Origin of the sequence: Actinacidiphila alni (genome assembly GCF_900112845.1) — a bacterium.
Classification (GTDB): Bacteria; Actinomycetota; Actinomycetes; order Streptomycetales; family Streptomycetaceae; genus Actinacidiphila; species Actinacidiphila alni.
In genome coordinates this window covers 1-22,059 of record NZ_FONG01000003.1, presented here as the reverse complement: position 1 = coordinate 22,059, position 22,059 = coordinate 1, and the positions used below count along the sequence as shown (strand labels likewise).

Genomic DNA, 22,059 nt, shown 5'->3' with positions numbered 1-22,059 from the left:
TCCCCCGCCGCGTCCCAGCGGCGCGAGAGCGCGCTGGGGCGGCGGCGGGGACGTCGGCGGCGCCCGCCTCGGTGAGCGCGTACGGCGGGATGGTCACACGGTCCCCGGCTCGTGTCCCGACAACAGGTGCAGCCGCAGGGCGAGTTGGAGTTCCAGCGCGCGGTCCGGGTCGTTCCAGCCGGCGCCGAGCAGCGCCTGGATCCGGTCCAGGCGCTGCACCACTGTGTTGACGTGCAGGTGCAGTTCGTCCTTGGTGCGGGTCAGGGTGCCGCCGCAGGCGAAGTAGGCGCCGAGGGTACGGACCAGCTCGGTGCCGCGCCGCGCGTCGTAGTCGAGCAGCGGTCCGAGCGTGGCGGTGACGAAGGAGTCGACATCCCGGCCGTTGCCCAACAGCACGCCGAGGAAGCCCAGTTCGACGGCGCTCGCACCGTCGCCGACCCTGCCGAGCGCCTGGAGGGCGCGCAGGCAGCGCAGCGCCTCGGTGTGCGCGGCGGCCAGCGCCACGGGCCCGGTGGCGGGTCCGCTCGCGGCAACGGTCACGGGCGCGCCGACCAGATGGCCGAGCTGGGCGACCGCGGCCCTGGCCGCGTCACCGGGCAGCACACCGCCGTCCGGGACCAGCAGCACCACGGTGCCGGACTGTTCCGCGCTGATGCCGTCGGCGCCGAACAGATACTGCACGGCGGCGCCCGGCAGCCGGTCCCGGACGTCGGCGACGGTCTCGGCGACGAGCACCAGGCACGGCCGGTCCAGGTCGACGCCGAGCCTGCGGCCCCGGACGACCAATCCCGCCGGGTCGCGGCCGGCCGCGCTCAGCAGGTCGGCGACGAGTTCGCCGCGCACCCGGTTCTCGGTCTCGGCGACCGACCGGCTGAGCAGCAGCAGAAGCGCGGTGACCACCCCCGCCCGTTCGAAGAGCCGCCGGTCGGGGTCGTCGAGCCGGTCGCGGCCGTACAGCACGAGGCTGCCGAGCAGTTCCTGCCCGGCGAGCACCGCACAGGTCCAGCGGCCGTCGCGGAACACCGCGCGGGCGGCGGCGTGCGAGTCGGCGGCGTGCCGGACCAGCGCAGCGGGCTCCGGCGGGTGGCCGTCGAAGGCGGCGCCGCCGCGCCCCACGGCGGCCAGCCGGCGGCCGTCGGGGTCGTGAATGGTGAGCGCGCCGTCCAGCAGTCCGGCGACGGCGGCGGCCACCTCCGACAGGTCGCCGCCGCGCAGCACCAGGTCGGTCAGCCGGTCGTGCGCCTCCTCGGCGCGCTGCATCGCGGCGGCGTGCTCGCGGATCACGGCGCCGGCCTCGGCGAGGTCGGTGATGGCCCTGGCGGTGTCGATGGCGATCGCGGCGTGCGCGGCCAGCGAGCACAGCAGCGCGACCTCGTCCGGCGAGAAGGGGCGCGGGGTGCGGTCGGCGGCGAAGAGCACTCCGATGACATTGCCGCCATTGCCGCCGCCCTCCCCTGCGGGGCCCGTGGCGGGCGGGCCGCCGCGCGCGCCCAGCAGCAGGGGCACTCCCAGGATGCCGACCAGCCCCTCGTCCAGCACGCCTTCGTCGATCCGGCCGGTGTGCCGGAATCGCTCGTCGGTGCGGTAGTCGGGGGACGCGTAGGGGCGGGCGGTCAGCGCGACCAGGCCGCCGAGGCCGTCGCCGTAGGAGAGCCGGAGGTTCTGGAACAGCGGCGAGACCGAGCCGTCGGTGACCCGCATGTAGGTGTCGCCCGCGTCGTCGTCGCGCAGGGTCAGGTAGGCGGTGTCGGTGCCGAGCAGCATGCGGGCGCGGCGGACGATGGACTGGAGGACGGCGTCGAGGTCTCGGAGTGCGGCCAGGTCGCTCGCGGTGTCGAAGAGCGCGGCGAGTTCGGTCTCCCGGCGGCGGTGCTGCCGCAGCACCCGGCGGACCCGCAACGCCGTCCCGGTGGCCTGTTCCAGCTCCGACAGGTCGGCCGCGCCCGCGCCGTTGACCCTGGCCTGCGCGACGACCGCCCCGAAATCCTCGGCGGGCGCGTCGGCGGCGATCAGTTCGAGCAGCCGGCGCATGGACCGGGCGACGGGCGCGGGCCCAGCAGGGTCCGCCGCGTCGTCCTTCTCCGGACGGGCGGACGTCACGGGATCAGCTGCGTCTACGGGTTCTGCGGACATGGAGGAGCCACCGGGCCGGAGGGACAGGACGTACGCATGGACGGGGGGGGAGACGCCGACCCTACAGAACCGAACCCCGGATCGTCCCCCCTCGCGTCGCAGGTCAGTGCGCGGTCCAGCCGCCGTCCACCGGGAGCGACGCGCCGGTGATGTAGCCGGTGTGCGGGGAGCAGAACCACAGCACGGCCGCCGCGACCTCGTCGGGCTCGATCAGCCGCTTGATCGCGGTGCGTTCCAGCATCACCTTCTCGACCACCTCGGACTCGGCGATGCCGTGCGCGACGGCCTGCGTGGCGATCTGGTCCTCGACCAGCGGGGTGCGCACATAGCCGGGGTTGACGCAGTTGCTGGTCACCCCGTGCTCGGCGCCTTCGAGCGCGACGGTCTTACTGAGCCCTTCGAGCGCGTGCTTGGCGACGACGTACGCGGACTTGTACGGGCTGGCCCGCAGCCCGTGCACCGACGAGATGTTGACGATCCGCCCCCAGCCGCCCGCGTACATGTGCGGCAGGGTGCGGCGCAGGATGCGGAAGGGCGCCTCGACCATCACCCGCTGGATCAGGGCGAAGCGCTCGGGCGGGAAGTCCTGGAGGGGCGCGATGTGCTGGAGGCCCGCGTTGTTGACGACGATGTCGGCGTCTGCGGGCAGCGCGTCCACGGCGTCGGGGTCGGCGAGGTCGGTGACCCAGCAGGTGCCGCCGATCTCAGCCGCGACCTCCTTGGCGGCGTCGGCGGCGATGTCCACCACATGGACGGCGGCGCCGGCCCGCGCCAGGGCCACCGCGCAGGCCCGCCCGATGCCGCCGGCGGCTCCGGTGACCAGAGCGGTCCGCCCGGTCAGGAAGCGCGGGCCGTCCGGTGCGGGCCGTCCGCCGGGGCCGGCTGCTGCTGCCGTCTGCGCGGCGGGTGACCGCTCGGCGCCGTGGCTCTGAGTGCTCTCCATGGCGGCCACGCTAGAAACGATGCGGGGGCCCGCACACGTGGCCGGTGACCATACTTCCCCGTCCCGGGGTGGCGGCCGCACCCATGTCGTACCGGCCGCGCCGCCGCCACGCGGGCGCGGCCCGTCCCGGCGCCGCACACCCCGGGCGCCCCGGCGCCGCCCGCACCGGGGCGCGGGCCGCGCAATGGCGACGGCCGCCACTTCCGGGCCGCAGCGGTAGGGGTCCGTCACGTGTCCCGGGCGGCCGCCGCGGTTCTACGGTCCAGCCGACACGTGGTCCCCGTCACACCCGGGCTCGCCCCGGCTCTCAGCCTCCGCCTCCGGGCCCCGCCGGAACCCGCTGCCGGAGCCCGCCGGCCGAGCCGCCCGCGGGCCACCCCCCTCCCGAGGAGTCCGCCATGCACCCGCACCCCGCACCACCGCCTGCCCACAGCCGTACCCGCCCCCACCCCCGTGCCCGGTCCGCGCGGCGGGCCGTGGCCTCCGCTCTGCTCGGCGTCCTCGCCCTGCTCGCCGCCTGCCTGAGCGCGGTCGCCGGCGCGGGTCCGGCCGCCGCGGCCGGCCTGACCCAGGTGACGTCCTTCGGCTCCAACCCGGGCAATCTGGCCATGTACGAGTACGCGCCCGCCGGTCTGCCCGCGGGCGCGCCGGTCGTGGTCGCCCTGCACGGCTGCGGCCAGAGCGCGAGCGACTACTTCGCCAACTCCGGCTGGCAGAAGTACGCCGACCTGTGGGGCTTCGCTCTGGTGCTGCCGCAGACCGGCTCGGCGAACAACTCGCTCTCCTGCTTCAGCTGGTTCGACCCGGCCAAGGACACCCGCGGCAAGGGCGAGGCGGCGTCGGTGGTGTCGATGGTGAGCCACGCGGTGACGCAGTACGGCTCGGACAGCGGCCGGGTGTACGTCACCGGCCTGTCGGCGGGCGGCGGCATGACCGCCGATCTGCTGGCGGACTACCCGGACGTCTTCGCCGGCGGCTCGGTCGACTCGGGGCTGCCCGCCCAGTGCGCGACCAGTCAGACGGCCGCCTCCGGCTGCCAGTACGGCAGCCTCAATCTCACCCCGGCGCAGTGGGGCGACAAGGTCCGTGCGTCCAACCCGGGCTGGACCGGGCCGTGGCCGCGCGTGGCGATCTGGCAGGGCTCGTCCGACTACACGGTCTACCCGGTCAACGCCACGGAACTGCGCGACCAGTGGACGGATGTGTGGGGCATCGGCCAGACCGCCTCCAGCACCCAGAGCCTGCCCGGCGGCACCACCTTGGCCACGTACAACGACAGTTCGGGCCGGCCGGCCGTGGAGCTGTACACGATCTCCGGCATGGGGCACGGCCTGGCCGTGGATCCGGGCTCCGGCACCGAGCAGTGCGGTGCGAGCGGCGCCTACTACCTCGACACGATCTGCTCCAGCTACTACACGGCCCGCTTCTGGGGCCTGGACGGGTCGGACCCGGGCGGCGGCACCGGCACACTGCCCGCCCCGGCCGGGCTCACGGTCACCGGCACCACCGACACCACCGCGTCGCTGAGCTGGTCGGCGGTGAGCGGCGCCGCGTCCTACGACGTCTACCGCGGCGGTACGAAGGTCGGCTCGGCCACCGGCACGACGTACACCGACAGCGGTCTGACGGCCGGGACGGCGTACTCCTGGACGGTCGCCGCGGTCGATTCCGCGGGCGCGGCGGGCAGCCGCTCGGCGGCCGTCACGGCGACGACGACCGGCTCGGGTCCCGGCGGCGGCAGCGGACAGTGCTTCACCGCCAGCAACTACAGCCAGGTGGCGGCGGGCCGCGCCCATCAGAGCGGCGGCTACGCCTACGCCAACGGCTCGAACCAGAACATGGGGCTATGGAATGTGTTCGTCACCCACACCCTGCGCGAGACCGGTGACAACTACTACGTGATCGCCGACAGCGGCTGCACGGCGTAGCGCGCCGGTCGTGTCCCGGCCCGCGGCGCCGCGTCAGGCGCTGCGGGCCAGCACCAGTCGGCAGCGCGGGCTGCCGTCCGGGCGGCGGCCGAATTCCTCCAGGGCGGTGTGCGTGACGGTGAATCCGGCGCGGCCGAGGTCGGCGAGCACGCCGCTCAGCGGGAACGTCCGGTAGTACATGACGAAGGGCGGCCGCCACAGAAGATTGCGCACCCGCATGCCCGCGTCGAAACCGCGAAGTGCCCAGTGCAGGGCGGAATCGGCGGGCGGCGGCGCGGTGATCGGGAAGGCGAAGAGACCTCCGGGGCGCAGCGCGCGGCGGACCTCGGCGAACAGCCGCGGGCGTTGCGCGGGCAGGAAGTGGCCGAAGGCGCCGAAGCTCACGGCGAGGTCGAACGTCCCGCGGAACGGCAGCGCGAGCACATCGGCCCTGACCCACTCGGGACGCGGTCCGGCCGCGTCCTTGCCGTGCCCGGCGTCGGCCGCCCGGGCGGCGGCGAGCATGCCCGCGCTGAAGTCCACACCGGTGATCCGGTTCCGGCACAGCCGGCGCAGCGCGCTGGCCCCCGCGCCCGTACCGCAGCAGATGTCGATCCCCGCGCCGAACGGGCCGAGCGGTTCGAGCGCGTCGGCGACCGCGTCGAGGAAGGCGTCGGGCGTACGGAAGGGCGTGTGGTCGAACTTCGGCGCGAGCAGGTCGTAGCCGGTTTCGACGGAGGAGAGCGCCTGCACCGCCAGCTCGCGGAGGCTCGGCCCCTGATCGGAGAACATCCGGCCACCCTAGGGCGTGCCGGGCGGTGGCGGGTGTGCCGGACGGAGACGGTCGGACGGGCGGGCAGAGGGGGGCGGGCGGGATGCTTACGCGCTCTTTATTCCCGTCCGTGACAAGGCGTTGTGTGCGAAACACCTCACCGCCACGAAACGGAATCGGTATTCCTGATGCGCTAGCCTGGAGCCTTAACGGAATGATCGTTCCGCTTCAAGTCTGAGGAGTTCCATGGCGTCCGAGACCCGGCGAACGCACCACCAGGTCACGTTCGCGGTCCTGGCGGCCGGTGTTGCCGCCTATGCGCTGTTGCAGTCCCTGGTCACCCCCGTCCTGCCGACCATCCAGGAGAGCCTGCACACCACCCAGAACACCGTCACCTGGGTGCTGACCGCCTATCTGCTGTCGGCGTCGATATTCACCCCGATCATGGGCCGTATCGGCGACATGATCGGCAAGGAACGCGTCTTCGTGGCGACGATGTCCGCCCTCGCGGTGGGTTCGCTGCTGGCCGCGCTCGCCTCCAACGTGCAGGTGATGATCATCGCCCGGGTGATCCAGGGCATCGGCGGCGGCGTGCTGCCGCTGGCCTTCGGCATCATCCGCGACGAGTTCCCGCGCGAGAAGCTCAACGGCGCCGTCGGCGCCATCGCGTCGCTGATCGCGGTCGGCTCGGGCCTGGGCATCGTGCTGGCCGGACCGATCGTCAGCGCGCTCGACTACCACTGGCTGTTCTGGCTGCCGATGATCATGACGGTGATCGCCGCGGTGGCCGCGCACTTCCTCGTCCCCGAGTCCCCGATCCGCACGCCCGGCCGGATCAGCTGGCTGCCCGCCGTCCTGCTGTCCGGCTGGCTGGTCGCCCTGCTGGTCGCGCTCAGCCAGGCGCCGGTGTGGGGCTGGGGCTCCGGCAAGGTGGCCGGCTTGCTGATCGCCGCCGTCGTCCTCGCCTACGCCTGGGTCCGGGTCGAGCTGCGCTCGGCGATCCCGCTGATCGACATGAAGATGATGCGGCTGCCCGCGGTGTGGACCAACAACCTGGTCGCGCTGCTCTTCGGCATCGGTATGTACGCCACCTTCGCCTTCCTGCCGGAATTCGTGCAGACGCCGAAGTCCACCGGCTACGGCTTCGGTTCGAGCATCACCGAGTCCGGTCTGATCCTGCTGCCGATGTCGGTGGCCATGTTCATCGTCGGCCTCGGCGCCAGCCGGCTCGCCCAGCGGATCGGCGGCAAGACCGTCGTCCTGGTCGGCTCGCTGATCAGCACCGTCTCACTGGCGCTGCTCGCCTTCGCGCACGGCGCCACCTGGGAGCTGTACATCGCCACCGGTGTCATGGGCGTCGGCTTCGGCCTGGCCTTCTCCGCGATGTCCAGCCTGATCGTGGCGGCGGTGCCGCCGGAGCAGACCGGCGTGGCCAGCGGCATGAACGCCAACATCCGCACCATCGGCGGCTCCATCGGTGCCGCCCTGATGGCCAGCGTGGTCACCGCGAGCCCGGCCGCCGACGGCCTGCCGCGCGAGTCGGGTTACACCAACGGCTTCGCCATGCTCGGCGGCGCGCTGCTGGTCGCGGCCTTCGCGGCGATCCTCATTCCGGTCAGCCGGCAGAAGACCCGGCTGGTGGAATTCGCCGACGAGCCCGCGCACGCGGAGATGGCGGTGGTCCCCGGCGGTACGGTCGTAGGGGACAAACCCGAGTGACCGCACGGCAGGGACACGGCCGCATCGACCGGGAGTGACGGATGGCAGGGCACGACACGCAGGACCGGCCGATGCGGCGCGACGCCGTACGGAATCAGCAGCTGGTCATCGAGGCCGCGCGCGAGGTCGTCTCCGAATACGGTACGGAGGCGAGCATGGAGCTGATCGCCTCGCGCGCGGGGGTGGGCGTCGGCACCGTCTACCGGCGCTTCCCCAACAAGGACGCCCTCGTCGAGGAGATCGTGGACCTGATGGTCTGCGAGCTGGTCGACGAGGCGCGCAAGGCGCTCACCCTCGGCGACGGCACCGGCCTCGAGGTCTTCCTGCGGGCCATGGGCGAGTCGATGAGCACGCACCGCGGCTACGCGGTCAAGGCCGTGGGCCACTCCAAGGCCACGCGGGTCGAGGAGCTGCGCGACCTGATCACCGAACTCCTGGTCCAGGCGCAGGACAAGGGCCGGATCGGCCCGAGCATCGTGCTCGGTGACGTGATGGCGGCCGCCTGGGCGCTGCGCGGCATCATCGAGACGGCGGGCCCGATCGCGCCCGAGGCGTGGCAGCGCCATCTGGACATCCAGTTCGCCGGGCTGCGCGCGCCCGACGTCCCGTCGGCCCACGCCCCCGCGACCCGCGAGCAGTTGACACAGATCAGCGGCGGCGCGGGACGTACGTCGTGCGGCCGGGGCGCGTAGGACGCAGGAGCCGTCCCGCTGCGGTGAGGGCCCGTCCCCGATCGTGGGGGCGGGCCCTTCGCACGTGCGCGTACGGCCGACGACGGGCCGGCGGCGGGTCAGCGGCGGGTGCCGCAGCCCGGGCAGAAGGCGGCGCCCTGCGGCACCTGGGCGCTGCACGAGGTGCAGGTGTCGGGCTGGGCGAGCCGGTGGCCGCAGCCGGAGCAGAAGGCGGCGCCGTGCGTCTCCGTCCCGCACTGCGGGCAGACCAGCTGCCGCGGCGCCGTCACGTCGAAGGACTGTCCTGCCTGCTGGCCCACGGTGTAGGCGCGCTCGGAGACCATGTCGTTGAGGCCGCGCTGCTGGGCGGCGAGCGCCTCGGCGGCGGTGTCGGGAGCGCAGGTCAGGCAGATGCCCTGGCCGGCGTTCCAGCAACGGTTGCACACGTAGTCGGTGCAGCGCGGGCAGCGGTTGAAGTGGCCCTGCGCATTGCTGATCGCGCGCTGGAAGGCGGTGTCGCGCGCGTTGCCGAAGCCCGCGCCCGCCAGGCCGTCCGCGGCGCTCGACACGCCGTAGCCGCCGCGGCCCAGCATCCCGTAGGCCGCGCTCACGCCCTTGCCGAGCCAGCCGGCCACCCGGCCGCTGGTGTACGCCTCGAAGGGCGAGCGCCAGGTGTCCTGGCAGCGCCGGCACGAGAACTCGAACTGGAAGCCCGCTCCGGTGCCGTGCTCCTGGCACAGGTCCCGGTAGTTGTTGCTGAAGTAGATCTCGGAACTCATTCCCACGCCTCCACCGCGCGCACCGTCCGGCCGGGCCCCCTGACCCGCCGGTTCCCCCACCGGCACGGACGCCCCGCACGCCGCTCCGGTTTCCGCGCCCGGACCGTTGGCCCGTCGCCGGGCCCGGCACACGGGCACAGGACACTTTCGCACATGCGTGTGCCGGTCCGGCACGGGCAACCGGAACTTGGACGTCCTGCGGGAGTCGGGCCGATTCCGGGACGCGGACGCGGGGCGGGGATACGGGCCGGCGTTGCGGCCTCGGTTCGGGTCCGGGTACAGGTCCGGAATACGGGTCCGCCCCCGTCGTCCGCGCGGGACGGCCGGGGCGGTACGGATCGTGGGCGGCGGGCGCGGCCCGCACGGCTCAGCCCTGGCGGGCCTTGCTCCGCGGGTCCTTGCGATTGATCACATAGACCTTGCCGCGGCGGCGGACGATCTGGGCGCCCGGCCGGTTCTTGAGCGAACGCAGCGAATTACGCACCTTCATGGGGGCACCTTCCTGCTCGTACAGTTCGTTGCACGCACGACAACGGTGCTGCGGCCGGGTTCATTCCACGGCCGGGCGGCGGCCGCACGGCCGCGGGGAGAGGACGGTACGCGATGGGCGACGACCGACGGGACGACGGGGCGGACGAGCCGGACTTCGCCAGTCCCGGCTTCTCCAGCCCGGATTTCTCCAGCCCCGACTTCACCGGCCCGGACGACGTGGTGCCGGACTACACCCCGCCGGACTTCGAGGTCCCGCCCTTCCGCGGCCCGGACTACGAATCCGGCTCCGCGGACGATCTGGTCCCCGACGAGATCGGCATCTCCTCCCCCGGCTTCAGCAGCCCGGACTTCTCCAGTCCGGGCTCGATGGCGGACGACGAGGAAGGCGAGGACGCCGAGGGGGACGAGGGGGACGACACCGCGGGGCGTACGGGCGGCAACTGACCGTCATCCGGCGGTCGTCACGGTCCACCGTTCGATGATGTCGAGCATCGAGTCCAGCGCCGCCTCCAGCGGCGCGGTCTCGCGCCGCATCTGCGTCAGCAGCAGGCCGCCCTGGAGCGCCGCGAGTGTGGCCAGCGCCAGCCGCTCGGGGTCGGCGTCCGCGCGGAGGTCCCCGCGGTCGCGCATGGCGTGCAGGCCGTCGCGGATCGCGCCCTCCCAGCGGGCGAAGCCGTCGACGAGATCGGCGCGGGCCTGAGGGTCGCCCTCGGAGAGTTCACTGGCCAGCGAGCCGATCGGGCAGCCGCCCTCGCAATGCCGCTGCCGCTGCAGATCGACCACGAGATCGCGCCAGGCGCGCAGCGCCGCCATGCTGTCCAGCCGGCTCAGCAGCGGCTCCTGGGCGTCGAGCACCGCGTCCGTCTGATGCGCGATGACCGCTCTGATCAGGGCGTTCTTGTCGGTGAAGTAGTGGTAGATCTGCGAGGTGCTGACGCCTGCGGCCGCGCGTACGTCGTCGGTGCTCGTGCCGGCGACGCCGCGCTCGAACATCAGGTCCGCGGCGGCGGCGACGATCCGCCCCCGGGTCGCCAGGCCCTTGCGCGTGAGGCGCGGGCCCGTCCCGTCCGTCTCGTCCGCCGTGTCGGTGCGTGTGCCGGTGCGCGTCATGGTGCCCAGGGTACCGCTTTTTCTGGAGTTGACACTCCAATCTTTCCGTGCCAAGAATGGAGCCATCGCTCCATTCCAGCGACATCCCTTCAGCACAGAATTCAGGCGAGCATCATGGAACTTGCAGGTCGCAGCGCTCTGGTCACCGGTTCGACCTCCGGCATCGGCCGGGAGACGGCGAAGCAGCTGGCAAAGGCCGGCGCCGAGGTGATCGTGGCGGGGCGCAACGCCGAACGGGGCGCCGAGACCGTCGCCGCGATCGAGGCGGACGGCGGGAAGGCCCGCTTCGTCGCCGTCGACATGACCGACCTCGACTCGGTGCGGCGCCTGGCCGAGGAGGCGGCGGACGTCGACATCCTGGTCAACAACGCGGGGATCTTCGACTTCGCGCCGACCGGTGAGCAGGGGGCGGCGTCGTACGAGGAGATGTTCCGGGTCAATGTGCGGGCGCCGTATTTCCTCACCGCCGCGATCGCGCCGCGGATGGCGGCGCGCGGCGACGGCAGCATCATCAACATCAGCACGATGGCGGCGACGATCGCGCTGCCGGGCTCGTCGGTCTACAGCGCGACCAAGGCGGCGCTGAACTCGCTGACCCGCACCTGGGCGGCGGAATTCGGCCCGGCCGGAGTGCGCGTCAACACCGTGGCGCCCGGTCCGACGCTCACCGAGGGCGCGCCGCTGGAGATGGCGGAGACACTGGGCAGGACGACGCTGCTCGGGCGGTACGCGAGCACCGAGGAGATCGCCCGCGCGATCGTCTTCCTCGCCTCGCCGCAGGCCGCCTACATCACCGGCGCGAACGTGCCGGTGGACGGCGGGCGCACCGCCGCGTGACGCCTCCGGCGGCGGGCGGACCTTGATCGGCGAGCGGTCGCGGGCGGGCAGGCGCAGGCTGGTACAAGGGGACAGCCACCTTGAGGTGAGTCCCATGGCCCGTGTACGACTCCTGCCCGCGGCGCTGCTGGTCGCCGTCGCGGCGGCCACCGCGGGGGCCTGCGGCAGTACGGACGGCAACGCCGGGGCCGGCGCGTCCTCCGCCGCCGGCACGACGGTGACGGCCACCGTGACGACGCAGAATCCGCCGCCCCCGCCGACGCCCACCACGCCCGCCGCCACCCGCACCACGACGGCGACGACCACGGCCGCGCCACCACCGCCGTCGCCCGCACCGGCGGACGCGGCGACCGTCGTCGGCGACTACTTCGCCGCGATCAACGCCCACGACTACGGCCGCGCCTGGGCCCTGGGCGGCAAGAACCTCGACTCCTCCTACTCCCACTTCGTGAGCGGCTTCTCCGACACCACCGCCGACATCGTCACCGTCCTCGCCGCCACCCCCACCACGGTCACCCTCCACCTCGACGCCCTCCAGTCCGACGGCACCACCAAGTCCTTCGAGGGCACCTACACGGTGACCGACGGCCAGATCCAGCGAGCGAGCGTCCACCCGGTGTGACCCCGGCCGGCGGCGCGGAGCACGGCGGGCGGCGCGGCCCGGGAGCGCGGGAGAGCGCTTTCACGCAGCCTTGACAAGGGTTCGGCGGGCGACCATCGTCGCTCACGCAGCCCGCCGGTGACGCCCCCACGCGTCTTCGCGGGCCGCATGCCGTCGCTCTCCCTGCTCGCTGTCGCTTCACCGACTGGAGTCCCCCCATGCGACCCATGCGCCAATGGATACGACCCGCGCTGCCCTTGGCAGCGTTATTGCTCGCCGCCGCAGGAAGCGCTGTCTACGGGGGTGTGACGCCCGCGCACGCGGCCGCGCAGCCGTGGACGGACGCGGCGCAGACGCCCGCGCAGCGGGCGGACGAATTGCTGGCCGCGATGACGCAGGCCGAGAAGCTGACGATGCTGCACGGCGGGGCGTCGTGCGGCTACGTCGGGTGCGTGGACGGCAACAGCCGCCTCGGGATCCCGCCGCTGCACCTGCAGGACGGCCCGGTCGGGGCCGGTGACGGGTTCAACGACGTGACGCAGATGGCCGCCCCGGTGGCGGGCGCGGCCAGCTGGGACACCGCGCTGATGCAGGACTACGGCAAGGTGCTGGGCTCCGAGCAGTGGGGCAAGGGCACCAATGTGGTGCTGGCACCCACGATCAACATCGTGCGCGACCCCCGCTGGGGCCGCGCCTTCGAGTCGCTGGGCGAAGACCCGTATCTGGCGGGCCGGTTGGGCGCCGCCGACATCCAGGGCATCCAGAGCCAGGGCCCGATGGCCCAGGTCAAGCACTTCGCGGTCTACAACCAGGAGACCAACCGCAACAACACCTCGGACAACGCGATCGTCTCCGACCGCGCGGTGCGCGAGATCTACACCCCGGCGTTCGAGGCCGCGGTGAAGCAGGGCCACGCCGACTCCGCGATGTGCTCGTACTCCGCGATCAACGGCCCCTTCGCCTGCGAGAACGGCCCGCTCCAGAACGGCCTGCTCAAGGGCGACCTCGGCTTCACCGGCTTCATCACCTCCGACTGGGGCGCCACGCACTCCACGGTCGCGTCCGCCAACAACGGCCTGGACATGGAGATGCCGGGCAAGGACTACTACGGCACCGCGCTGACCAACGCCGTGAACAACGGCCAGGTCGCGCAGGCCACGATCGACGACCACGTGCGCCGCATCCTCGTGTCGATGTTCGGCCGCGGCCTGTTCGACCACCCCAACACCGGCTCGACGAACGCCGTCGTCACCTCCCCCGCGCACGCCGCGATCTCGCAGCAGGTCGCCGAGGAGGGCAGCGTCCTGCTGAAGAACACCGCGGGCACGCTGCCGGTCTCCGCCGCCGTGAAGTCCCTGGCGGTGATCGGCGACGACGCCGGCACCAACGCCATGACGCAGGGCGGCGGCAGCGCGGGCGTCAACGCGCCGCATGTGATCACCCCGTACCAGGGCCTCACCACCCGCGCGGGCAGCGGCACCACCGTGACGTACGCGCAGGGGGTGCCGTCCGCGAACGGCTCGCTCGCACCGGTCGGCAGCAGCTATCTGAAGCCCTCTCAGGGCACCGGCAACGGCCTGCTCGGCGAATACCACAACAGCAAGGATCTGTCGGGCGCGGTGGTCGCGAGCCGCGTCGACAAGGCGATCGACAACGTGTGGGGCGGCCAGTCCCCCGCCCCCGGCGTCAACTCCACCAACTGGTCGGCGAAGTGGACCGGCACGCTGACCCCGCCCACCTCCGGCACCTACACCTTCTCGCTCAACAGCGACGACGGCAGCCGGCTGTTCGTCAACGGGCAGCAGATCATCAACAATTGGTTCGACCAGGGCCCCACCACCCGTACCGGCACCGTCACCCTGACGGCCAATCAGCCCGTGAGCATCGAGGTGGACTACTACCAGGCGGGCGGCGGCAGCAATGCGACGCTCGGCTGGCAGGTGCCGGGCCAGTCGCTGCACGACCAGGCGGTCGCGACGGCCCGTGCCAGTGATCTGGCGGTGGTCTTCGTGAGCAACTTCGAGTCCGAGGGCGGCGATCTGTCGTCGATCAACCTCTCCACCGCGCAGAATCAGCTCGTCACCGATGTGGCCGCCGCGAACCCCAACACGGTGGTGGTCGTCAACAGCGGCTCGGCGGTGGCGATGCCGTGGGCGAACGCGGTGCGCGGCATCGTGGAGAACTGGTACCCGGGCCAGGAGGACGGTACGGCCATCGCCCGCCTGCTGTACGGGGACACCAATTTCTCCGGCAAGCTGCCGGTGACCTTCCCCGCCTCGATCGCGGACGTGCCCGCGCACACCACCGCGCAGTGGCCGGGGCAGAACAACACGGTCCAGTACAGCGAGGGCGTCGACGTCGGCTACCGCTGGTACGACGCGCAGAACAAGACGCCCGCCTACCCGTTCGGCTTCGGCCTGTCCTACACCACCTTCGGCTACTCCGGCCTGACGGTGTCCGCGCCGGACGCGAACGGCAATGTGGCCGTCGGCTTCGACGTGACCAACACCGGGAGCACGGCGGGCGCGGAGGTCGCCCAGGTCTACGTCGGTCAGCCCGCCACGACCGGCGAACCGCCCAAGAGCCTGCGGGGCTTCGAGCGCGTCAGCCTCAACCCCGGTCAGACGCAGCATGTTTCGGTGACGCTGGACGCCCGCAGCTTCCAGTACTGGGCGAGCGGCTGGACCAACGCGGCGGGCAGCAACAGCATCTACGTCGGCTCCTCCTCGCGCGACATCCGGCTCACCGGTCACACCACCATTGCGGCGGGCACCGGCGGCGGGGACGCGGTGCTGCCGCGCACCGGCTGGACGGCGTCCGCGTCGGCGACCGGCGGCGGTGACGTGGCCGCGCGGATGCTGGACGGGGACGCGGCCACCCGCTGGAGCACCGGCACACCGATGACCAACGGCCAGACGGTGACGGTGGACATGGGCGCGTCGCACACGGTCGACCGGATCACGATGGACTCCGCGGGCAGCGCCAGCGACTACGCGCGCGGCTACCAGGTCGCCCTGTCGGCGAACGGCACGACGTGGAGCGCTCCGGTCGCGACCGGAGCGGGGTCCGCCGCCCTGGTCACGGCGTCCTTCCCGGCGCAGGCCGCCCGCTACATCCGGGTGACGCAGACCGGCAGCGCGTCGTCCTGGTGGTCGATCGCCGAGTTCAACGCGTACGGCTGAGCGGCTCGCCCCGGCGCCGGGCCGGTCAGTCGCGCGGCTCCCCGAGGGCCACGGCGGCCGTCCGCGCCACGGCCTCGGCGACGGCGGCCAGCGCCGGGGAGTCGAGTTTCCACTGCTGCCAGTAGAGCGGGACGTCGACCGGCCGCCGGTAGGCCAGGTCGACCAGGGTGCCGTCCGCGCGGTGCGGCGCGGCCTGGAGATCGGGGATCATGCCCCAGCCGAGCCCCGACACCACGGCTCTGACGAAGGCGTCGGAGGACGGGACGTAGTGCCGGGCGCGGCCGGGGGCGTTGTGCTCGGCGCCGCCGCGCGGCGCGAGGCCGCGCAGAAAGGCGCCCTGGAGGTCGTCCTTGCGGTCGAAGTCCACCGCGGGCGCCCGCGGCAGCGTCTCGCGCAGGGGCCCGCCGGACAGCCGGCGTTCGACGAAGACGGGCGCGGCCATCGCCCGGTACCGCATCCGGCCGAGCGGGCGGACCGTACAGCCCTGCACGGGCTCCGGCGAGGAGGTGACCGCCGCCATCACCAGCCCCTGCCGGAGCATCGCGGTGGTGTGGTCCTGGTCGTCGCAACGCAGGTCGAAGCAGATCCGCGAGGAGGCGGGGACCGCGTCGAGCGCGGGCAGGAACCAGGTGGCGAGCGAGTCGTCGTTGACCGCGATGGGCAGCGACGTCGTACCGCCCGAGGGGTCGGCGTCCTCCGAGCCGTCGGACAGGCCGAGTTCGGCGCTGGCGTCGCGCTCCAGCCGGGTCAGCTGGCGCGCGAAGCGGACGACGATCTCGCCGGACTCGGTCAGCCGTACCGGTTTGGTGCGCAGCAGCAGGACCCGCCCGGTGCGCTGCTCCAGTGCCTTGACGCGCTGGCTGACCGCGGACGGCGTGACGTGCAGGGTGGCCGCCGCGGCCTCGAAGGTGCCCTCGTCCACCGCCGCGAGCAGCGTACGGACCTGGTCCAGCGGAAGGTCGATCATCACAATTGCTAAGGGTAGCTAAGAATCATTAGCTGGATTGATGCCACACGCGCTCCTAGCCTCGGTGCCATGCACGCAGCTCTTCTCGCGGCACTGGCGGGTCTCGGCACCGGCCTGTCGCTCATCGTCGCCATCGGTGCCCAGAACGCCTTCGTCCTGCGGCAGGGCATCCGGCGCGAGCACGTCGCGGCGGTCGTCGCGATCTGCGCCGTGTCCGACGTGCTGCTGATCACGGCAGGTGTGTCGGGCATCGGCGCCGTGGTGAACGCCTGGCCGCCGGCCGTCACCGTCGCCGCGTGGGTCGGCGGCGCCTTCCTGGTCGGCTACGGCCTGCTGGCCGCCCGCCGCGCCCTGCACCCGGAGCACCTGGACCCGGCGGGCCGCTCGGGCGGCTCACTGCGCGCGGCGGTGCTCACCTGCCTGGCGATGACCTGGCTCAATCCGCATGTGTACCTCGACACGGTGCTGCTGCTGGGGTCCGTCGCCAACGGGTACGGCGACGGCCGCTGGCCGTTCGCGGTCGGCGCCGCGACGGGCAGCGTGCTGTGGTTCTCGGCGCTGGGCTTCGGCGCCCGGCTGCTGCGCCGGCCCTTCTCGCGCCCCGCCGCCTGGCGGGCACTGGACGCCGTCATCGCGGTCACGATGATCACGCTCGGCGTGGTGATGGTCGTACGGCTCTGACGCCGGCCGCCCGGGCGGACCGCGCCCGCGTACGCACCGAGGAGGCCCGCGGCCGGTACGGGCAGGTCAGCGCCACATCCCGGTCCACACCCGGCCCTGCGCGATCGGCCGGAAGCCGATCACGGCCGCGTCGTCGCGCCGCGAGTCGGCGGCGGCGAGCAGCCGCCCGCACAGGGCCGCGAGCGTCACGCCGTCCGACTGCGCCTCGTCGGCGTGCGCGGCCAGATGCGCCATGCCCTCGGTGAGGTCGGTGCCCGGCACCTCGATCAGCCCGTCGGTGTAGAGCAGCAGGGTGTCGCCGGTGCGCAGGTCCTCGTGCCAGGTGGTACGCGGCAGCGAGGGGTCCACGCACAGCGGAAGGTCGGGGCCCTCGCCCCGCAGGAAACGCGGCTGCCCGGACACCGGGAGCAGCAGCGGTGGCGGATGCCCGGCGTTGGACCAGGCGGCGTGCCAGCCGCCGCCCGGGCGCGGGGTGAGCTGTACGTGCACGGCGGTGACCAGCGGGGCGATGCCGAGGCCGTCCGCGACCCGGTCCAGGCGCGCCAGGCTGTCGGCGGGCGGTCCGCTGTGCGCCTGGTCGTAGGCGATGACCCGCAGCATGCTGCGCAGCTGGCTCATCGAGGTGGCCGCCTCCAGGTCGTGGCCCGCGATGTCGCCGATGGTGAGGGCGACCGAGCCGTCCGGCAGCAGCAGCGCGTCGTACCAGTCGCCACCGATCTCCGCGGTCTTGCTGGCGGGCTGGTAGTGCGCGGCCAGTTCGGCGCCCGGCACGCGCGGGGTGGGCGTGAGCAGGGCGCGCTGGAGGGTGAGGGCGGTCTGCCGGGTGCGCTGGAGTTCCAGCGCCTGCCGCAGCGGGTCGCGCACCTCGTGCAGCACCTCGCCGAGCAGCGCCAGGTCGGCGGGGCCAGGCGGCGGGCTGTCGGCGCAGGCCGCGGCGACGGCGAAGGCGACGACGGCCGCGTCGATGACGATCGGCACGATCGTGAGGCTGGTGGCGCGCACCGTGCGCAGCCAGGCGGTGGAGACGTCGGGGACGATGCCGGACGGCGGGCTGCCGCTGGGGAAGGTGACCAGCCGGGGCCTGCGGCTCTCGATCACCTGCTGCACGACCGGGCCGACCTGGTACGACTGGTCGCTCAGCGGCGGCAGGTCGGGCAGTCCCGCGCGGGCGGTGGAGGCGATCCGGGTGGCGGTGGGCGCGCCGCCGGGTCCGGGCCCCGGCAGTCCCGGCGCGGGCAGCAGGAACACCGCGCAGGCGTCGGTGAGTTCGGGCACGACGGCGGCGGCCGTCGCGCCGAACGCCTGGGCCACGTCCTGGGCGGCGGTGACGGTGGCGACCCTGGCCAGCAGGCGTTCGCGCAGCCGGTTGCGCCACTGGTCCTCGATGTCGGCGGTGGTGCCGACCCACTCGACGGTGACGCCGCCCCGCACCACCGGCACCGCTCGGGACTGCACCCGCCGGTATTCGCCGGACGCGGCCCGCAGCCGGAAGGTGCACACGAACATCGACGGGGTGCCGCGCGCGGCGTCCCGGAAGGTCTGGACGAGCCCGGCGCGGTCCTGCGGGTGCACCGCGTCCAGCCACACCTGGTCGATCCTGGGCCGCCACGGCAGTCCGGTGAACTCCTCGAAGCCGCCCATGAGTTCGGTGATCACGCCGTCCGGACTCATCAGCCAGACGTTCTGCGAGACGGCCGACAGCAGCGCCTCGTAGCGTTGCAGTGCCTGGTGCCGTTGCTCGGAGAGTTCCTCGGCGCGTTCGGCCGCCTCGATGTGGGCGGTGGTGTCGATGGCGACGGTCAGCACGCCGGGGCCGTGCCGGGAGACCACCGGGGAGAGGCTGTAGACGAAGTGCCGCCGTCCGGGTGCGCCGGGGTCCGTCCCCTCGGTGGTGCGCGGCGTGGTGACCTGGCGCGGTGCCTTGTCCTCGTGGACCGCGCCGAGCAGGTCGAGGAAGCGCTCCGCGGCGGGCTCCGCGAACGCCTCGCCGACCGGGACGCCGAGCGGGCGGGGACCGAAGAGGTCGTGGAACGCCTCGTTGTAGTACACCAGCCGGTGCTCGGGGCCCGCGGTGAGCGCCACGGCCACGATGGCACGGTCGAAGACCTCGGGCTCCAGCTCGGGGACGCCCTTCTCGCGACCGGTACGGCTCATCCCTCGATCATCGCGCGCCGGGCGCCGGAGGGCGCGTCGGGACGTCCGGGGCGCCGGGACACACGGGGATACGGGGCTGCCGGGACGTACCGCATCGGGACGTACGGCATCGGGACGCCGAGGCGCCGCGGGCGCGGCTCAGCGCAGCAGCGGCAGCCGGCCCACCAGCCGGTCCACCGCGTTGCGCGGGCCCACCAGGCTGATCGCCGTGTAGACCACGTCCTCGCCCTTGGTGCCCGCGAGCAGCTCCAGATACTGGTCGTAGATCCGGGCGGTCTGGGCCGCCTCCGGCATGTCGACGACCAGCACGCCCTCCTTGGCGGCGGCCTTCCCGCGCAGCTCGCGCAGCGTGTCGGCGTCGGCGGCCAGGACAGAGCAGCCCGCCCAGGGCAGCCCCGGGTGGTCGGCGCCCGAGGCGTCGGCGCCGCCGGGTCCGACCAGCTCGGGCAGTTCCCTGCCGACCGACGCGGCCATGCAGGCGGCGGCGTTCACCAGGCGCCCGGCGGGCAGCGCCTCGTCCACGACGATGACCCATTTGAGCTTCGCCTGCCGGGTCGACAGGTCCGTCCGTACGTCCATGCGGCGTCCTTCCTCGGTTCCGCGCGCGGCGGACCGGGCATAAGGAGATCGGGAATCCGCCGCCTAGGCTAGGCACATGTGCCGCCGCTATGCCTGGCTGCCGAACTTCATCGGGTGATTGAGGGATTTCATGGAACTTGATGCGCTGGACCAGGCCCTGCTGGGGGAGCTGCAGAACGATGCACGGCAGACCAACCGTGATCTCGCGGCCAAGACGGGCGTGTCCCCCTCGACCTCGCTGGAACGGGTCAAGCAGCTCCGCGACCGCGGAGTGATCACCGGCTACCACGCGTCGCTCGACCTGACGGCGATCGGCCGCCCGGTGCAGGCACTGATCGCGGTACGGGTCAGACCGCCGGCCCGGCCGGTGATCGAGGGCTTCCGCGAGTGGGCCGCGGCGCTGCCCGAGGTGATCGGCCTGTTCGTCACCTCGGGCCCGCACGACTTCCTGATCCACATCGCGGTGCCGGACGTGAACGGCGTCTACGCCTTCGTCATCGACCGGCTCACCGAGCGCCGGGAGATCGCCGATGTGCAGACGACGATGGCGTACGAGCATGTGCAGCGGCACCGTGTCGACCCGACGGGATCCCGGCCGCGCTGACCACGTCCGGTACGACCGGCCGGTCCGCCGCCACCGGCACCCGCGGATCGGTCCGGCACGCGGCAGTACCCGCGAGTCGGTCCGGTACGCCGCCGTCAGCGGCGCCTGCGGTGCGGGTGGCGGGGTGCGGGCGCTCCCGGGGCGGCGCGGTTGTCCGCGATCAGCGCCGCGTACCAGCGGGCGCTGTCCTTGAGGGTGCGGCGCTGGCTGGCGAAGTCGACGTGCACGATGCCGAAGCGCTTGCTGTAGCCGTACGCCCACTCGAAATTGTCCAGCAGCGACCAGAGGAAGTAGCCGCGCACGTCCACGCCGGAGCGCACCGCCTCGTGCACGGCGGCCAGATGGCTCTCCAGGTACGCGATCCGCTCGGGGTCGTGGACGGCGCCGGACGGGTCGGCGTAGTCGTGGTAGGCGGCGCCGTTCTCGGTGATCATCAACGGCAGCCGGGGCAGTTCGCGGTGCAGCCGGCGCAGCAGCTCGACCAGCCCTTCGGCGTCGACCGGCCAGCCCATCGCGGTGCGCGGGCCCTCGCCCGGCAGAAAGCGGACCAGCCCCTCGGTGCCGGGCCAGGCCGACGGCGCCTGCGGCACCGGGCGCCCCGGCACGGCGACGGGGGACGCCGCTGCGGCGGCGACCACCGTGGGGCTGTAGTAGTTGATGCCGAGCACATCGATCGGGCGGGAGATCTGGGCGAGGTCGCCGTCCCGGACGAAGGACCAGTCGGTGAGCGCGGCCGTGTCCTCCATCAGGTCGCGCGGGTAGTGGGCGTGGAAGACCGGGTCGAGGAAGATCCGGTTGGCCAGCGCCTCGATCCTGCGGACCGCGTCACGGTCGGCGGCGGAGTCCGAACGGCCGCGTACGGCCGCCAGGTTGAGCACCAGGGAGAGGTCGGCGGAGTCCGGCAGCAGGTCGCGCAGCGCGCCCACGGCCAGGCCGTGCCCGAGGTTGAGGTGGTGCGCGGCCCGCAGGGCCGCGGCCGGATCCGTCCTGCCGGGGGCGTGCTCGCCCGAGCCGTAGCCGAGAAAGGCGCTGCACCAAGGCTCGTTGAGCGTCGTCCACATCGGGACGCGGTCGCCGAGCGCCTCCGCGACGAGCGTGGCGTAGTCGGCGAAGCGCGCGGCGGTGTCCCGCTCGGGCCAGCCGCCCGCGTCCTCCAACTCCTGCGGCAGGTCCCAGTGGTAGAGCGTGAGGACCGGCCGGATGCCGGCCTCCAGCAGCCGGTCGGTGAGCTGCCGGTAGAAGTCCAGGCCGCGTTGGACGGCGGGGCCGCGGCCGGTGGGCTGCACACGCGGCCAGGACACCGAGAACCGGTAGTCGGTGACGCCGAGTTCGCGCAGCAGGGCGACGTCCTCGGGCATCCGGTTGCGGTGGTCGGCGGCGATGTCCCCGGTGTCGCCGTTGAGCACCCGGCCGGGCGTGCCGCTGAAGGTGTCCCAGATCGACGGTGTCCGTCCGTCCTCACGCGTCGCGCCCTCGATCTGGTACGCGGCGGTGGCCGTTCCCCAGCGGAAACCCGGCGGGAACCGCAGGGTGCTCACGATGGCCTGGTCGTCGACAGCGGTCATGGGCGGGTGCTCCTCCGGGGCGGGAGTCTGACAACGATATCTGAGAGCGCTCTCAGTGCGCTTCACAGGAGCGTGCACGCTCCGGCGACCCACCGTCAAGAGCGGCCGCACGACGGGTTGTGCCCTCATGTCGCTTTCCGCGGACCGCGATTGCGCGGCCGGGGCGCGGGACGGGTCAGGCGGACGCGCGGACCACGAGCCGGGTCGGCGTGACGATCGAGGACAGCGCGGGCACACCGGGCTCGACGGCCGTCGGCTCCAGCGCCCTCAGCAGCAGCCGGGCCATGAGGCGGCCCATTTCCTCGATGTCCTGGCGGATGGTGGTCAGTGGCGGGTCGGTCCATTCGGCGACGGAGACCATGT

At 73.1% G+C, this 22,059-nt stretch carries 20 protein-coding genes; 9 read left to right on the top strand and 11 right to left on the bottom strand.

Going from position 1 to position 22,059, the window contains the following annotated elements:
• Window positions 1-93 precede the first annotated feature (93 nt).
• Together BM076_RS05770 and BM076_RS05765 are read right to left on the bottom strand one after the other, a co-directional pair.
• Entirely contained in the window at window positions 94-2,031 is a 1,938-nt protein-coding gene (locus BM076_RS05770; RefSeq protein ID WP_093712290.1) for a helix-turn-helix domain-containing protein, read from the bottom strand.
• A gap of 205 nt (window positions 2,032-2,236) precedes the next feature.
• The gene (locus BM076_RS05765; protein WP_093712289.1) at window positions 2,237-3,076 is read right to left on the bottom strand and encodes a 3-hydroxybutyrate dehydrogenase; all 840 of its coding nucleotides are present in this window, start codon (window positions 3,074-3,076) and stop codon (window positions 2,237-2,239) included.
• A gap of 398 nt (window positions 3,077-3,474) precedes the next feature.
• Here BM076_RS05765 and BM076_RS05760 point away from each other — a divergent pair, with 398 nt between their 5' ends.
• Complete coding sequence (locus BM076_RS05760) at window positions 3,475-5,004, top strand: extracellular catalytic domain type 1 short-chain-length polyhydroxyalkanoate depolymerase (RefSeq protein ID WP_093712288.1); 1,530 nt, start codon at window positions 3,475-3,477, stop codon at window positions 5,002-5,004.
• A 33-nt stretch (window positions 5,005-5,037) separates the two neighbouring features.
• On the opposite strand, the gene BM076_RS05755 is transcribed toward BM076_RS05760, so the two are convergent.
• Window positions 5,038-5,775: a class I SAM-dependent methyltransferase gene (locus BM076_RS05755; protein WP_093712287.1), complete on the bottom strand. Its 738-nt coding sequence runs from the start codon at window positions 5,773-5,775 to the stop codon at window positions 5,038-5,040.
• Window positions 5,776-6,001: 226 nt separating this feature from the next.
• Here BM076_RS05755 and BM076_RS05750 point away from each other — a divergent pair, with 226 nt between their 5' ends.
• Both BM076_RS05750 and BM076_RS05745 read left to right on the top strand, forming a co-directional pair.
• Window positions 6,002-7,474 (top strand): MFS transporter, encoded by a 1,473-nt coding sequence (locus BM076_RS05750; protein WP_093712286.1) that lies wholly within the window; start codon window positions 6,002-6,004, stop codon window positions 7,472-7,474.
• Between the two features lie 41 nt (window positions 7,475-7,515).
• The gene (locus BM076_RS05745; protein ID WP_093712285.1) at window positions 7,516-8,166 is read left to right on the top strand and encodes a TetR/AcrR family transcriptional regulator; all 651 of its coding nucleotides are present in this window, start codon (window positions 7,516-7,518) and stop codon (window positions 8,164-8,166) included.
• 98 nt (window positions 8,167-8,264) lie between these two features.
• Here the strand turns inward: BM076_RS05745 and BM076_RS05740 are convergent, their stop codons facing one another.
• Together BM076_RS05740 and ykgO are read right to left on the bottom strand one after the other, a co-directional pair.
• Window positions 8,265-8,924 carry a zinc ribbon domain-containing protein gene (locus BM076_RS05740; protein WP_093712284.1) on the bottom strand — a complete coding sequence of 220 codons (660 nt, stop codon included), beginning with the start codon at window positions 8,922-8,924 and terminating at the stop codon, window positions 8,265-8,267.
• Window positions 8,925-9,291: 367 nt separating this feature from the next.
• Window positions 9,292-9,414 (bottom strand): type B 50S ribosomal protein L36, encoded by a 123-nt coding sequence (gene ykgO / locus BM076_RS05735; protein ID WP_033172643.1) that lies wholly within the window; start codon window positions 9,412-9,414, stop codon window positions 9,292-9,294.
• Window positions 9,415-9,527: 113 nt separating this feature from the next.
• Here ykgO and BM076_RS05730 point away from each other — a divergent pair, with 113 nt between their 5' ends.
• Window positions 9,528-9,860, top strand: a complete 333-nt coding sequence (locus BM076_RS05730; protein WP_093712283.1) for a hypothetical protein — start codon at window positions 9,528-9,530, stop codon at window positions 9,858-9,860.
• 3 nt (window positions 9,861-9,863) lie between these two features.
• Here BM076_RS05730 and BM076_RS05725 read toward each other — a convergent pair whose 3' ends face one another.
• Window positions 9,864-10,526, bottom strand: a complete 663-nt coding sequence (locus BM076_RS05725) for a TetR/AcrR family transcriptional regulator (protein WP_093712282.1) — start codon at window positions 10,524-10,526, stop codon at window positions 9,864-9,866.
• Window positions 10,527-10,640: 114 nt separating this feature from the next.
• Between BM076_RS05725 and BM076_RS05720 the strand changes: the two genes are divergently transcribed.
• From BM076_RS05720 to BM076_RS05710, 3 genes are all read left to right on the top strand, one after another.
• Window positions 10,641-11,363, top strand: a complete 723-nt coding sequence (locus BM076_RS05720; RefSeq protein WP_093712281.1) for an SDR family NAD(P)-dependent oxidoreductase — start codon at window positions 10,641-10,643, stop codon at window positions 11,361-11,363.
• A 94-nt stretch (window positions 11,364-11,457) separates the two neighbouring features.
• Entirely contained in the window at window positions 11,458-11,985 is a 528-nt protein-coding gene (locus tag BM076_RS05715; RefSeq protein ID WP_093712280.1) for a hypothetical protein, read from the top strand.
• 197 nt (window positions 11,986-12,182) lie between these two features.
• The gene (locus tag BM076_RS05710) at window positions 12,183-15,146 is read left to right on the top strand and encodes a glycoside hydrolase family 3 C-terminal domain-containing protein (RefSeq protein WP_093712279.1); all 2,964 of its coding nucleotides are present in this window, start codon (window positions 12,183-12,185) and stop codon (window positions 15,144-15,146) included.
• A 25-nt stretch (window positions 15,147-15,171) separates the two neighbouring features.
• Here the strand turns inward: BM076_RS05710 and BM076_RS05705 are convergent, their stop codons facing one another.
• On the bottom strand, window positions 15,172-16,116 hold the full coding sequence (locus tag BM076_RS05705) for a LysR family transcriptional regulator ArgP (RefSeq protein WP_093712278.1): 945 nt from the start codon (window positions 16,114-16,116) through the stop codon (window positions 15,172-15,174).
• Between the two features lie 66 nt (window positions 16,117-16,182).
• Between BM076_RS05705 and BM076_RS05700 the strand changes: the two genes are divergently transcribed.
• Complete coding sequence (locus BM076_RS05700; protein ID WP_093712277.1) at window positions 16,183-16,794, top strand: LysE/ArgO family amino acid transporter; 612 nt, start codon at window positions 16,183-16,185, stop codon at window positions 16,792-16,794.
• A 66-nt stretch (window positions 16,795-16,860) separates the two neighbouring features.
• Here the strand turns inward: BM076_RS05700 and BM076_RS05695 are convergent, their stop codons facing one another.
• Window positions 16,861-18,948, bottom strand: a complete 2,088-nt coding sequence (locus BM076_RS05695) for a SpoIIE family protein phosphatase (RefSeq protein ID WP_093712276.1) — start codon at window positions 18,946-18,948, stop codon at window positions 16,861-16,863.
• Between the two features lie 138 nt (window positions 18,949-19,086).
• On the bottom strand, window positions 19,087-19,527 hold the full coding sequence (locus tag BM076_RS05690) for a DUF2000 domain-containing protein (protein ID WP_093712275.1): 441 nt from the start codon (window positions 19,525-19,527) through the stop codon (window positions 19,087-19,089).
• 130 nt (window positions 19,528-19,657) lie between these two features.
• On the opposite strand from BM076_RS05690, the gene BM076_RS05685 reads away from it, so the two are divergent.
• Complete coding sequence (locus BM076_RS05685) at window positions 19,658-20,131, top strand: Lrp/AsnC family transcriptional regulator (protein ID WP_093712274.1); 474 nt, start codon at window positions 19,658-19,660, stop codon at window positions 20,129-20,131.
• Window positions 20,132-20,226: 95 nt separating this feature from the next.
• Here the strand turns inward: BM076_RS05685 and BM076_RS05680 are convergent, their stop codons facing one another.
• On the bottom strand, window positions 20,227-21,696 hold the full coding sequence (locus BM076_RS05680; protein WP_093712273.1) for a GH1 family beta-glucosidase: 1,470 nt from the start codon (window positions 21,694-21,696) through the stop codon (window positions 20,227-20,229).
• Between the two features lie 175 nt (window positions 21,697-21,871).
• A partial coding sequence (locus BM076_RS05675) for a substrate-binding domain-containing protein (RefSeq protein WP_093712272.1) occupies window positions 21,872-22,059 on the bottom strand: 188 nt, incomplete at its 5' end.

Coding starts and splice junctions, on each gene's coding strand:
- BM076_RS05760 (WP_093712288.1), top strand. CDS start 3,475: ATGCACCCGCACCCCGCACCACCGCCTGCCCACAGCCGTACCCGCCCC.
- BM076_RS05680 (WP_093712273.1), bottom strand. CDS start 21,696: ATGACCGCTGTCGACGACCAGGCCATCGTGAGCACCCTGCGGTTCCCG.
- BM076_RS05715 (WP_093712280.1), top strand. CDS start 11,458: ATGGCCCGTGTACGACTCCTGCCCGCGGCGCTGCTGGTCGCCGTCGCG.
- BM076_RS05730 (WP_093712283.1), top strand. CDS start 9,528: ATGGGCGACGACCGACGGGACGACGGGGCGGACGAGCCGGACTTCGCC.
- BM076_RS05720 (WP_093712281.1), top strand. CDS start 10,641: ATGGAACTTGCAGGTCGCAGCGCTCTGGTCACCGGTTCGACCTCCGGC.
- BM076_RS05700 (WP_093712277.1), top strand. CDS start 16,183: ATGCACGCAGCTCTTCTCGCGGCACTGGCGGGTCTCGGCACCGGCCTG.
- BM076_RS05690 (WP_093712275.1), bottom strand. CDS start 19,527: ATGGACGTACGGACGGACCTGTCGACCCGGCAGGCGAAGCTCAAATGG.
- BM076_RS05740 (WP_093712284.1), bottom strand. CDS start 8,924: ATGAGTTCCGAGATCTACTTCAGCAACAACTACCGGGACCTGTGCCAG.
- BM076_RS05695 (WP_093712276.1), bottom strand. CDS start 18,948: ATGAGCCGTACCGGTCGCGAGAAGGGCGTCCCCGAGCTGGAGCCCGAG.
- BM076_RS05710 (WP_093712279.1), top strand. CDS start 12,183: ATGCGACCCATGCGCCAATGGATACGACCCGCGCTGCCCTTGGCAGCG.
- BM076_RS05725 (WP_093712282.1), bottom strand. CDS start 10,526: ATGACGCGCACCGGCACACGCACCGACACGGCGGACGAGACGGACGGG.
- BM076_RS05750 (WP_093712286.1), top strand. CDS start 6,002: ATGGCGTCCGAGACCCGGCGAACGCACCACCAGGTCACGTTCGCGGTC.
- BM076_RS05770 (WP_093712290.1), bottom strand. CDS start 2,031: ATGCGCCGGCTGCTCGAACTGATCGCCGCCGACGCGCCCGCCGAGGAT.
- BM076_RS05755 (WP_093712287.1), bottom strand. CDS start 5,775: ATGTTCTCCGATCAGGGGCCGAGCCTCCGCGAGCTGGCGGTGCAGGCG.
- BM076_RS05685 (WP_093712274.1), top strand. CDS start 19,658: ATGGAACTTGATGCGCTGGACCAGGCCCTGCTGGGGGAGCTGCAGAAC.
- ykgO (WP_033172643.1), bottom strand. CDS start 9,414: ATGAAGGTGCGTAATTCGCTGCGTTCGCTCAAGAACCGGCCGGGCGCC.
- BM076_RS05765 (WP_093712289.1), bottom strand. CDS start 3,076: ATGGAGAGCACTCAGAGCCACGGCGCCGAGCGGTCACCCGCCGCGCAG.
- BM076_RS05745 (WP_093712285.1), top strand. CDS start 7,516: ATGGCAGGGCACGACACGCAGGACCGGCCGATGCGGCGCGACGCCGTA.